Origin of the sequence: uncultured Halovibrio sp. (assembly GCF_913056445.1) — a bacterium.
Lineage (GTDB): Bacteria > Pseudomonadota > Gammaproteobacteria > Pseudomonadales > Oleiphilaceae > Halospina > Halospina utahensis_B.
In genome coordinates, this window is the sequence record NZ_CAJXMA010000085.1 from 1 (window position 1) to 11511 (window position 11511).

Here is an 11511-nt window from a genome sequence, read left to right on the forward strand (position 1 = left end):
ACGGAAACTGAGAACAACGCGCGTCGTGATGGGTGTTCCGCCCGGCTGGAGTCAAGGCCGGAGGAACTGATGTCAATCCGGGCGGAAGCGCGCGGCAGGGTCATCGCAACGGTTTGAAAACACAGAAGCACCGGTTCGGGCTGTCCTGATCATGAATATGACATAAGACCTCGTAGCCGGTACGGGACAGACTTCGGTGGCATGCGGCCACAGAACCGCATGCCTCAAGCACGGGGTGGCCATAGAAGGCCCCCCGGCTTTGCTGAAGCGGGCGGACGCAGGCCCGCTGTCTCGTCATTGCGCCCCGCACCGCTTCCGTCGCAGAACGATGGAAGTTTGTTCCACATGAAAAGAATGCTGATCAATGCAACTCACGAAGAGGAGTTGCGTGTCGCCCTGGTCGATGGCCAGCGTTTGGTCGATCTTGATATCGAATCCAGCACCCGCGAACAGAAGAAGTCCAACATCTACAAGGGCCGCATCACCCGCATCGAGCCCAGCCTTGAAGCAGCCTTCATTGATTACGGTTCCGAACGCCACGGCTTCCTGCCCCTGAAGGAAATCGCCCGCGAATACTTCAGCAAGGCCCCGTCCGATATTGATGGCAAGATCAACATCAAGGACGTGCTCAACGAGGGCCAGGAACTGATCGTCCAGGTCGACAAGGAAGAACGCGGCAACAAGGGCGCAGCCCTGACCACCTTCATTACCCTCGCCGGGCGCTACCTGGTACTGATGCCGAACAATCCCCGTGCCGGCGGCATTTCACGCCGCATCCAGGGGGATGAGCGCAGCCAGCTCAAGGACGCCATGTCCGGGCTCAAGGTGCCCAAGGCCATGGGCGTGATCGTCCGCACAGCCGGGATCGGCCGTGAAACCGAGGAACTCCAGTGGGACCTGGACTACCTGCTGCAGTTCTGGGACGCCATCACCCAGGCTGCGGAAGCGCGCAAGGCCCCCTTCCTGATCTACCAGGAAAGCAACGTAATCATCCGTGCCGTGCGCGACTACCTGCGCCAGGACATCACCGAGGTGATGATCGACTCCCCGAGTGTGTACGAGGATGTCCTCAATTTCGTACGCGCGGTCATGCCCTCTTTCGAAAACCGGATCAAGCTCTACACGGATGACATTCCGCTGCTCAGCCGGTACCAGATTGAGGCGCAGATCGAGACCGCCTTCCAGCGGGAGGTATCCCTGCCTTCCGGCGGCTCGTTGGTGATCGACCCCACCGAGGCACTGGTGTCCATCGACATCAACTCCTCGCGTGCCACGCGCGGCGGTGACATCGAGGAAACCGCCTTCCAGACCAACCTGGAGGCCGCGGACGAGATCGCACGCCAGCTGCGCCTGCGTGATATCGGCGGTCTGATTGTCATCGATTTCATCGACATGTCCCCCAACCGCCACCAGCGCGAAGTCGAGCAGCGCATCCGGGAGGCACTGGAGCTGGATCGCGCCCGGGTCCAGCTTGGCCGCATCTCCCGCTTCGGCCTGCTGGAAATGTCGCGCCAGCGGCTGCGGCCCTCACTGGGCGAGACACGCAGCGAGGTCTGCCCACGCTGTAATGGCCAGGGTTCCATCCGCAGCATGGAATCCCAGGCGCTGAGCATCATGCGCCTGATGTACGAGGAATCCTCCAAGGACAAGACCGCGGAAGTAAGGGCACTGGTGCCGGTCACGGTCGCTGCCTTCCTCCTCAACGAGAAGCGCGACGAGATCAACGCCATTGAGCGGCGCGAGAACGTGCGGGTACGGGTCATCCCCTCCCAGAACCTGGAGACACCCCATTTCGAGGTTCAGCGCCTGCGGACCGATGACACCGAAGTCACCGTTGGTGAAGCGAGCTTCGAGATCGCTGCAAGGCACGAAGACGAACCGGAAGACGCCTGGTCCGTTGGCCAGAACACGGGCGAGCGGGAAGAAGCTGCGGTGAAGGCGGTTACCCCCGCCAACCGCACCCCTGCCCCGGAAGCCAAAGCCGAAACCCCGGAAGCCGCTGAGCCGCTTGGGTTCTGGCAACGGGTTGGGCGCAAGCTCCAGACCATGTTCGCGCCACAGGAAGAATCCGGCAGCCCCCAGCAGGAGACCGGTTCAGGCACCCAGCGCCAGGACAATAATGCCTCCGACCGGAAACAGGGTCAGAGCGGTGACAGCCAGCAGCGTCAGCAGGGGGGCAGCCAACAGCAGAGTGGCCGTCAGGGCCAGGATGGCAACAACCAGCGCGGCGGCCAGAACAGGCGCCGCCGTGGTGGTCAGAACCGCAACCGGGGCCAGGGCCAGCAGGATTCGGATAACCAGCAGAAGTCCGGTGGCAAGCAGGACGGCGGCAAACAGGAAGGTTCCGGCCAGGGTGGCAAAGGCGGCGGCAATCAGTCCCGCCAGTCCGGTAAAGGCGGCGGCGGACAGAAATCCGGTGGCGACCAGAAGTCCAATGCCGACCAGAAACCCAAGGCCGACCAGAAGCCGAAGGGCGAGCAGAAATCCGGTTCCGACCGCAAATCCGATACCGACCCGAATGCCGGTGGCGGAAACAAAGGCGGCAGTAACGACGGCAGCCCCCAGAAATCCAAGGGGGGAGGTAACCGTCGCAATCGTGATTCGGACCGTGACGAGCCGCAGAAGGAGGAGTCCTCTGGCAAACAGTCCCAGGGCAGCGGCAATAAAGCCCCTGAGAGCAATGGCGACGACCAGGGCCGCTCGGACAACCGCAGAAAGAACCAGAGTCGTGGCGGCTCCGGTGGCAGAAACCGCAACCAACAGGAAAGCGCCGAGGACGAAACACCGAACCCGGAATTCCAGCGTCCCCGCCGGCCCCGCCATAAGAACGGCAAGCCTGCTGATCAGGAATCCGCCGAGAGCGTGAAAACGGAAACCGGAAACGCCAAGGCAGAGAGGGAATCCGGCGCTGGCTCCGAAGGGCAATCCGAAGCCCCCAAGGCAAAGCAAAGCGCCGCAAAAGCTAAGGAGACCCCGGCTGCCGAAAAGGATGCTGGTTCCGCTAAGGAAAGCGCCGCTGAAAGCGCACAACAGAAACCCTCCAAGGCGGCCACTGATAAGGCAACCTCAACCGATGAGGCGCCTTCTGCCGGGACCGAAGCCGGGAAACAACCGGAAGCGGAGGGCCGTGGCGAGCCTGCCAGTGGCGCCGACGAACCCGCCAGCGCCCAGGCGGATGAAACAACGCCCTCCACGGAGGCGTCCGGTGCCCCGTCTCAAGCAGAGCCCCAGACAGAGACTGCTCCCCAGGCTGAATCGGCATCCGCCGCGCCTGAGCAGCCAGCCGCAGCGGAAACCGGAACCGCTGAGGCGGAGAACAGCCCGGCGGAGGATGAGGTTCACCTGGACCCGATCAAGGGGCGCGCCTACAACGATCCCCGGGAGATCCGCCGGCGTCAGGAGGAGTTCCGCAGGGCCCGCAACCAGGCACAGACCAACGAACAGGAGTGAAACCAGGTTATGCTGACTGATCAGGACGTGGAAACCCTGGAATCAATCCTGTTCGCCCCCGGACAGGGCGATGAGGCACTGGATGTGTTTGGCCTGCACGGCGTGGTCACGGCCTCAGTCGTGGGGCCGGCACCGGTGTCGGCGGAGCGCATCCACGCGATTGCCACCGGCCAGCCCGAGGCCGGTGGCGACGCCATGCCCGACGAGTTCGGGACACTGGTATCGCGGCTCGCCAGGACCATCCAGCAGGAGCTGGAACAGGGTCAGACGCTGGAGTTGCCCGAACCCGAGGATGACGACACCGCCGAGGAGGCGCTTGAGAACTGGTGTGCCGGTTTCACAGACACCTTCCTGCTGGATGAGGATCAGTGGCTGGGCGAGGACGAGGAAACGGTGGGACAGCTGATGACGCCTATCCTGACCCTCTCAAACCTGTTCGATGATGAAGCCTTCCAGCAGGCCCGCAGGGACCCCAAGCGCCTGGCGGACTATGCCGACGCCATACCGGAACTCCTGACGGATCTCTACCTGCACTATCATTCGCCCTGAAGACGGGCCTGTGTTTCCCTGCGGAAGTGCCGCCAGACCGGGTCAGGCCCGGCGGGCAGTTCCGGAAGGCGGCCCAGCTCCGACCAGGGCCGTTCCGGCCAGTGGAAGTCACTGCCCCCGGAAGCCCAGAGCCCACCATCCAGGCACAGGCGCGTGAGATAGCCGCTATCCTGAGGCGAATGGCCGGCACTGAGCACCTCCAGAGCCTGACCTCCCGCATCCTGGAACGCCTGTACCAGCTTCCTCAGCTTATTGTTGGTCAGCCCGTAACGGCGGGGATGCGCCAGTACTGGAATACCACCCGCCTCACGGATCCAGCCAACAACCACTGCCAGTTCCGGCCAGCAGGTCGCCACGTCTCCCACCTTCCCGGTTCCCAGATAACGCTGGAACGCCTGCCGCTCCCCGGGGACCACGCCAGCATCAACCAGCGCCCGGGCAAAGTGGGGGCGCCCCGGAACACCGGCTGCCAGATCCCGTGCCTGTTCCAGCACCGAGGGCAGACCCTGTTTCCGGAGCCGCTCGTCAATGGTGCCCGCGCGCTGGTGCCGGACACTCTCCTGCCCTTCCAGCACCTGCAGAAACCCCGGCTCGTCCGGATCGAAATCCAGGGCCACTACATGGATGGTCTGGCCACGCCAGAGGCAGGACAGCTCCACGCCGCTCACCAGGTGCATGCCGTCAGCCACAGCCGCCTCCCGGGCCTCGCCCATACCGGCAATGGTGTCATGGTCGGTCAGCGCCAGGACGCCCACACCGTTCTCCGAGGCGCGAGCCACCACTGAGGCCGGTGAAAGGCCGCCGTCGGAAGCGGTGCTGTGGCAATGCAGGTCCGTTAGCAGCGGACTGTGTCCGTCGATGTGCATAATACTCCGGGAAATAAGGCGCCGTGCCGGGATTGGCGTAAAGACGGGGGCAGCTTATCATAGGCGGCTGTTGCCACTCATACGCACCCGTTATTCCAGGCAGGAGATCCCTATGTTCTACGCCATCATCGCCAACGATGTCGCAGACAGTCTTGAGCGCCGCAAGCAGGCCCGTGCTGCGCACCTTGAGCGCCTTGAGGCTCTCAAGAGCGAAGGGCGCCTGCTCATGGCCGGCCCCTTTCCGGCCGAGGATACCACTGAGCCGGGAGAAGCTGGTTTCACCGGGAGCCTGGTGGTAGCAGAGTTTGAATCCCTGACCGCGGCACAGGCATGGGCCGATGCGGACCCCTATGTGGAAGCCGGAGTTTACGAGAAGGTTACAGTCAGACCATTCAAACCGGTACTCCCCTGAGCCTCACTGGGCAAGGCGAATACGCTGTGGCAGAATCCGGACTTCGTTTAACAGGGAATAACATCATGACCCCACAGAAAGGCATGAACAGAGCATTACGTTGCATCGTGCCGCTGCTGCTTGTGTTTGCCTCCGTGGCACAGGCTCAAACCAAGTATGTGGACGACGTAATCTACGTCCCCGTCCGCACCGGTCCGGGCAACGAGTACCGGATCATTGAGTCCGCCCTGCGCAGCGGTACCGCTGTAGAGGTGCTGGAGGAAGATGAGGAGACCGGCTACTCGCGCGTGCGCTTTGGTGATGGTGAGGAGGGCTACATCGCAAGCCGGTTCCTGAGTTCCGAGCGCATCGCGGAAGAACGACTCCAGGATGTAAAGCAGCAACTGGCCAGCACTGAAGAGGATCTCTCCGGAGCACGCTCACAGCTGGAGGAGACCCGATCTAAGCTCGAACAGGTCCAGCAGGAGAAACAGTCCCTGGAATCGGAACTCAGTGAAACCAGTGACGAGCTGGAGCGCATCCGGTCCATCTCCCAGGACGCGATCAACCTCGAGAAACGCAACCGCGAACTGCGCGAGGAACGCCAGGAGCTGCGCAAGGAGGTTGAGCTGCTGACCAACGAGAACCAGCGCCTCGAGGACAGCCGTGAATCCAGCTACCTCCTCACCGGTGGCGGCCTGGTGATTGCGGGCATTTTCATTGCGGTTATCTTCCCGCTGCTCAAACCCAGTCGCAAGAGCGACAACTGGGCCTGACCATGGTCAGGCTCAGCGTTTGACCTCCTCGATCCGCAGACCCACCCGCCAGCGGCCGCCATCAATCGACTCGCTCCTCAGCACGGTGGCAACGGTCTCGAACGGCGGAAAATCGGGGTTTTTTGAGGGCAGCGAGGTGTGCACCCGCTGCCCCTCAGCCAGCTCCCGTTCCATCTCTACCGCCATGCCCGTGGCGCTCAGGTCCACGCAGCGTCCTTCCATACGCTGATCGCTGCCCTCCTCGAAAAGCTCAATCACCGTATCCACGTGCATACGGATGAAATCGCGCTTCTCGGAGGTATCCCGCATTGAATCTCCAGTCATGAGATTGTCCCGTCCCAAGGTTGTTATTGTTACTGGTTCAATACGTTATACCGGGAGGGGGCAGCAGGCGTCAAAGATTAAGGCGCCTGTTACACGGAGACTTCCGGCAGTGGCTCGGCGGATACGATGATGCCGTTGTTGTCGGCATAGACGTAATGACCGGGTTCAAAGGTGACACCGCCGAAACTCACGGCCACGTTAAGATCTCCCAGACCACGCTTTTCACTCTTGCGCGGGTGGGTGGCCAGGGCCTGGACACCGATGTCCGTCTCACCGATCACGTCCACATCGCGGATGCAGCCGTAGACAATCACGCCCTGCCAGCCATTCTTCGACGCCTTCTCCGCCAGCATGTCACCCAGAAGGGCGATGCGCAGCGAACCGCCACCGTCGACAACGAGAACCCTGCCATGCCCCTCCTTGCCAACCTGCTCCTTGACCACGGAGTTGTCCTCAAAGCATTTCACGGTCACGATCTCACCACCAAAAGCGCTGCGCCCGCCCAGGTTAACGAACATGGGCTCCACCACAGCCACTTCCGGATGCTCATCCACAAGATCCGGTGTAACGATTGTCTCTTGCGACACGATTTCCTCCTGATCCAGTTGCGATTTCAGTCAATACTGTCCGCCCGCAGGTCGCGGGTATGTTCTGTCAGCCAGGCGCGGATGTCATCCTGAAGCGCCGTTCCCAGGACACTCTGACCGGCGGCGCTTCTGCCCCCCTCCCCCGGCCCCAAGGTGTGGCGGACCTGTCCGCCAAGATTGCCCGCGAAACCGCGCACAGTGGCCTCATCATCCTCGACACCGACCACCAGACCCGGGCAGCGGATGACGCGCAGCCCCTCGTGGGTGGGGTGTCCCTTGCCCCTGCGATAACGTTTCTGGGTCCGGTAAAGGTCCCGGAACAGGGCGCTGGGCTCATCCTCCGGCCCCCAGCCGTGCAGACCGCCAAGGAAACGCTGGCGACGACGGAGCCCCAGTTTCTCGCCCATGGTGGCCTCGGATTCCGTCCAGTGGGCATCCGCCCGACCGGGGTCCACAAAGACCGCAGCGGGCACCAGGCGCAGAAAGCGATGATTGTTGATCAGGGCATGCGCCAGCATGCGGGCACCAAGCCCCTGCCCCAGCCAGGCCGGGGGCACGCCGCTCTGCTCTTCCACGAACCGCTGCACCGGAGGAAGGTCCTCCTCCGCCAGCAGCGCAATGTGACCCAGGGCCCAGTCGCGGTTACGGGGGGACATGCCATGGCCGCGCATCTCCGGCAGCCAGACGTCAAATCCGTAACGGGCAAGCAGCCCCGCCAGACCCTCCCCTCCGGGCGAGAGCCACTGGCGTTTGTTCTGGAACTCCCGGTGGATGAGCACCACCGGCACGCGCCGGCCCTGCCAGGCCGGATCACGCACCCGCGTCACGGCGATGCGGACACTGGGATCCGGACTCACGCCCGGGTTCAGCAGATACACGTCCTCATAGAGGTCAGCGGCCATTTCGGTGGCCGACAGCGTCACCGGAAACAATCGGCTGCTGCTCTGCATACCCGCCTTCCTCAAGCCTGCCTGGGGTTCCACCGGACGATCAGGAGTGCTGCCCTTCCGCCAGGAAGAACCAGGTGTCCAGAACCGAATCCGGATTCAGAGAAACACTGTCGATGCCCTGCTCCATCAGCCATTTGGCCAGGTCCGGATGGTCCGAGGGCCCCTGGCCGCAGATGCCGACGTACTTATTGGCCTTGCGGCAGGCGGCTATGGCACTGGCCAGCAACGACTTGACCGCCTCGTTACGTTCATCAAAGAGGTGGGCCACGATCCCGGAATCCCGGTCCAGCCCGAGCGTGAGCTGGGTCAGGTCATTGGAGCCGATGGAGAAGCCGTCAAAATGCTCCAGGAATTCCTCGGCCTGGAGGGCATTGGCTGGCAGCTCACACATCATGATCACGCGCAGATCCTCACGACCGCGCTCGAGACCGTTCTCCGCCAGCAGTTCCACCACCTGGCGCCCCTCACCTGGAGTGCGTACGAACGGCACCATGACCTCTACGTTGTTCAGGCCCATCTCTTCCCGGACCCGGGTCAGTGCCCGGCACTCAAGTTCAAAGCAGTCCCGGAAGGAATCCGAGATGTAGCGGGAAGCCCCCCGGAAGCCGAGCATCGGGTTTTCTTCATCCGGCTCGTACAGGGTGCCCCCGATCAGGTTGGCATACTCATTGGATTTGAAGTCCGACAGCCGCACGATGACGGGCTTGGGATAGAACGCTGCCGCCAGTGTGGAGATGCCCTCCACCAGTTTGTCGATGTAGAAATCCACCGGCGAATCGTAACCGGCGATGCGCTTCTCGACCGTCTGCTTGATGTCCCCCGGCAGTGATTCGAAATTCAGCAGCGCCTTGGGGTGAACACCGATCATGCGGTTGATGATGAACTCCAGCCGGGCAAGGCCCACACCCTCGTTCGGCATGGCCTGGAAATCGAAGGCCCGATCCGGATTGCCGACGTTCATCATGATGCGGAACGGCAGATTCGGCATGGACTCAACGGAATTCTCGCGCAGTTCGAAATCCAGACGGCCGTCGTAAACCAGCCCGGTATCGCCCTCAGCGCAGGAAACCGTGAGCTCCTGGCCTTCGTGAATGAGTTCGGAAGCATTGCCGCAACCCACGACAGCGGGAATACCCAGCTCACGTGCAATGATGGCCGCGTGACAGGTACGCCCGCCACGGTCTGTGATGATCGCCGCCGAACGCTTCATGACCGGCTCCCAGTCGGGATCGGTCATGTCCGTTACCAGCACGTCCCCTTCCTGGACGCGGTCCATCTCGTTGATGCTGGTGACGATCCGGGCCGGGCCGGCACCGATGCGGTGGCCGATGCTCCGTCCCTCAACCAGCACTGTCCCCTTCTCCTTGAGCAGGTAGCGCTCCATGGTGTGCAGGCCCTTGCGACTGCGGACCGTTTCCGGCCGCGCCTGCACAATGAACAGCTTGCCGGTGTCACCGTCCTTGGCCCATTCGATGTCCATGGGCCGCCCATAGTGTTTCTCGATCGTCAGGGCCTGGCTGGTCAGCTCGGTGACGTCCTCATCGCTGAGACAGAACCGGTTACGGTCCTCGGCATCCACCTTGACCGTCTCCACCGAGCGGCCCATTTCACCGTCACCGGCATAGACCATCTTGATGGCTTTGCTGCCCAGATTGCGCCGCAGAACGGCAGGGCGCCCGGCCTCGAACGTTGGCTTGTGCACGTAGAATTCGTCCGGGTTCACCGCACCCTGCACAACGGTCTCACCCAGACCATAGGAGGCGGTAATGAACACCACCTCCTGGAAACCGGATTCGGTATCGAGGGTGAACATCACACCACTGCTTCCGGTCTCGCTTCGCACCATGCGCTGGATACCGGCGGATAGCGCCACCTTGTTGTGGTCAAAGCCGTGATGCACCCGATAGGAAATCGCCCTGTCATTGAACAGGGAGGCGAACACCTCCTTGATGGCGAGCTTGACGTTGTCCAGCCCCACAATATTCAGGAAGGTCTCCTGCTGGCCCGCAAAGGAGGCGTCCGGCAGGTCTTCCGCCGTCGCCGAGGAGCGCACCGCCACCGCCATGCGTTCGTTCCCCTCCTGCATGGCGCCGAAGCGGTCCGCAATCGCCTGTTCCAGTGCCGGCGGAAAAGGTGTATCGATGATCCACTGGCGGATCTTAGCGCCGACCCTCGCCAGTTCGTTCACATCATTGATGTCCAGACTGTCCAGGGTCTCATCAATGCGCTGGCGCAGCCCGTCCTTCTCAAGAAACTCGCGGTAGGCCTGTGCTGTGGTGGCGAACCCACCGGGTACCGTCACACCGGCATTGGCGAGGTTACTAATCATCTCCCCGAGGGAGGCATTCTTGCCGCCCACGCGTTCGACATCGTCCATGCCGAGTTGCTCGAAACCGATGATGAAATCGTCCAAAGCCCATCTCCCTCGTTATTGCCTGTCACCCGGGGCGCCACGCGCCCTGCAGAGCCCGCGTATCATACTGTAACCGGCGGGGTCATCTCCACCATTGCGCGGTCCGGGTTCACACACCGACCGTATCGGCCTAGGATACCGGAAAATCAGGAGGGAGCCCCTCGCCCCATGAAACGCACCGCATTCTTCATCTCCGACGGCACCGGCATTACCGCGGAGGCCCTTGGCAACAGCCTCCTGGCGCAGTTCGACAGCATCCAGTTCGAGAAGATCACCCTGCCCTACATCGACTCCGTGCAGAAGGCCCGGGAAGCGGTGGCGCAGATCAACAAGGCGGGCGAACTTGATGGGGCACGGCCGTTGACCTTCGACACCATTGTGGACAGCGAGATCCGGGGCGAACTGTCCGGGGCCGACGCTTTCATGGTGGACATCTTCGGTACCTTCCTGTCGCCACTGGAGAACGAACTCCATTCCAGTTCCTCCTACACCGTGGGTAAATCCCACGCCATCTCCCGCGATGGGGGCTATGAAGAGCGGATCAAGGCGGTGAACTACGCGCTGGAGAACGACGACGGCGCCCGCACACGCTACTACGACGATGCCGACGTCATCCTGATCGGCCCGTCACGCAGCGGCAAGACGCCCACATGCCTGTATCTGGCCCTGCAGTACGGGATCAAGGCAGCGAACTACCCGCTCACCGAGGAGGATATGGAGGAGCAGCGCATTCCCTCGGCCCTGCAGCCCCACCGGCAGAAGCTTTTCGGGCTGACCATTGACCCCAACCGGCTGTCGGCGATCCGCAATGAACGCCGCCCCAACTCCGGTTACGCGTCTCTGCGCCAGTGCATGATGGAAGTCAGCGAAGCGGAGAGCATGTACCGCCGCGAGCGGATCCCGAACCTGAACACCACAGACTACTCGGTGGAGGAAATCTCCACCCGCCTCCTGGTCCAGACCGGGATCGAACGCCGGGCGCGCTGATCAGATTTCGAGCACCTTCATGCCCAGATCGGCCAGCTTCTGACGGTTGCCGTGGCCGGTCACAACGGCCGTGCTGGCCCGGTCAGGCGTGAGCCAGCGTTCGGCAGCCTCCTGCATGGAGGCCAGGTCCACCGCCAGAACCCGTTCCCGGAAGCGCTGCTGCTGCTCGGGCGTGCGCCCGAACAGCCGGCTCTGATACGCGAAGCGTGCTTCGCCCG

General features: G+C 62.6%; 11 protein-coding genes. 5 read left to right on the top strand and 6 right to left on the bottom strand.

All coding sequences use genetic code 11. The features are described from left to right. Window positions 1-345: 345 nt before the first annotated feature. Both rne and QZ501_RS12975 read left to right on the top strand, forming a co-directional pair. Window positions 346-3450 carry a ribonuclease E gene (rne, locus tag QZ501_RS12970; RefSeq protein ID WP_295720044.1) on the top strand — a complete coding sequence of 1035 codons (3105 nt, stop codon included), beginning with the start codon at window positions 346-348 and terminating at the stop codon, window positions 3448-3450. 9 nt (window positions 3451-3459) lie between these two features. Continuing rightward, window positions 3460-3999 carry a YecA family protein gene (locus tag QZ501_RS12975; protein WP_151439388.1) on the top strand — a complete coding sequence of 180 codons (540 nt, stop codon included), beginning with the start codon at window positions 3460-3462 and terminating at the stop codon, window positions 3997-3999. Here the strand turns inward: QZ501_RS12975 and QZ501_RS12980 are convergent. Next, on the bottom strand, window positions 3987-4865 hold the full coding sequence (locus QZ501_RS12980) for a PHP domain-containing protein (protein WP_295720047.1): 879 nt from the start codon (window positions 4863-4865) through the stop codon (window positions 3987-3989). The two genes, QZ501_RS12975 and QZ501_RS12980, sit on opposite strands and share 13 nt — an antisense overlap. Window positions 4866-4977: 112 nt before the next feature. On the opposite strand from QZ501_RS12980, the gene QZ501_RS12985 reads away from it, so the two are divergent. Both QZ501_RS12985 and QZ501_RS12990 read left to right on the top strand, forming a co-directional pair. Beyond that, on the top strand, window positions 4978-5277 hold the full coding sequence (locus QZ501_RS12985; protein ID WP_151439386.1) for a YciI family protein: 300 nt from the start codon (window positions 4978-4980) through the stop codon (window positions 5275-5277). 65 nt (window positions 5278-5342) lie between these two features. Continuing rightward, entirely contained in the window at window positions 5343-6032 is a 690-nt protein-coding gene (locus QZ501_RS12990) for a TIGR04211 family SH3 domain-containing protein (protein WP_202405640.1), read from the top strand. 12 nt (window positions 6033-6044) lie between these two features. Here QZ501_RS12990 and QZ501_RS12995 read toward each other — a convergent pair whose 3' ends face one another. The 4 genes from QZ501_RS12995 to ppsA form a co-directional block, all read right to left on the bottom strand. After that, window positions 6045-6356 carry a PilZ domain-containing protein gene (locus tag QZ501_RS12995; protein WP_151439385.1) on the bottom strand — a complete coding sequence of 104 codons (312 nt, stop codon included), beginning with the start codon at window positions 6354-6356 and terminating at the stop codon, window positions 6045-6047. An 89-nt stretch (window positions 6357-6445) separates the two neighbouring features. Further along, window positions 6446-6943 (bottom strand): ribonuclease E activity regulator RraA, encoded by a 498-nt coding sequence (gene rraA / locus QZ501_RS13000; RefSeq protein ID WP_151439384.1) that lies wholly within the window; start codon window positions 6941-6943, stop codon window positions 6446-6448. 26 nt (window positions 6944-6969) lie between these two features. Next, window positions 6970-7893 (bottom strand): alpha/beta fold hydrolase, encoded by a 924-nt coding sequence (locus QZ501_RS13005; protein ID WP_151439383.1) that lies wholly within the window; start codon window positions 7891-7893, stop codon window positions 6970-6972. A gap of 40 nt (window positions 7894-7933) precedes the next feature. After that, window positions 7934-10306, bottom strand: coding sequence for a phosphoenolpyruvate synthase (gene ppsA / locus QZ501_RS13010; protein WP_151439382.1), 2373 nt, complete (start codon window positions 10304-10306; stop codon window positions 7934-7936). Window positions 10307-10474: 168 nt separating this feature from the next. Here ppsA and QZ501_RS13015 point away from each other — a divergent pair, with 168 nt between their 5' ends. Further along, window positions 10475-11293: a pyruvate, water dikinase regulatory protein gene (locus QZ501_RS13015; RefSeq protein ID WP_151439381.1), complete on the top strand. Its 819-nt coding sequence runs from the start codon at window positions 10475-10477 to the stop codon at window positions 11291-11293. Here QZ501_RS13015 and QZ501_RS13020 read toward each other — a convergent pair. After that, a partial coding sequence (locus QZ501_RS13020; protein ID WP_295720054.1) for a hypothetical protein occupies window positions 11294-11511 on the bottom strand: 218 nt, incomplete at its 5' end.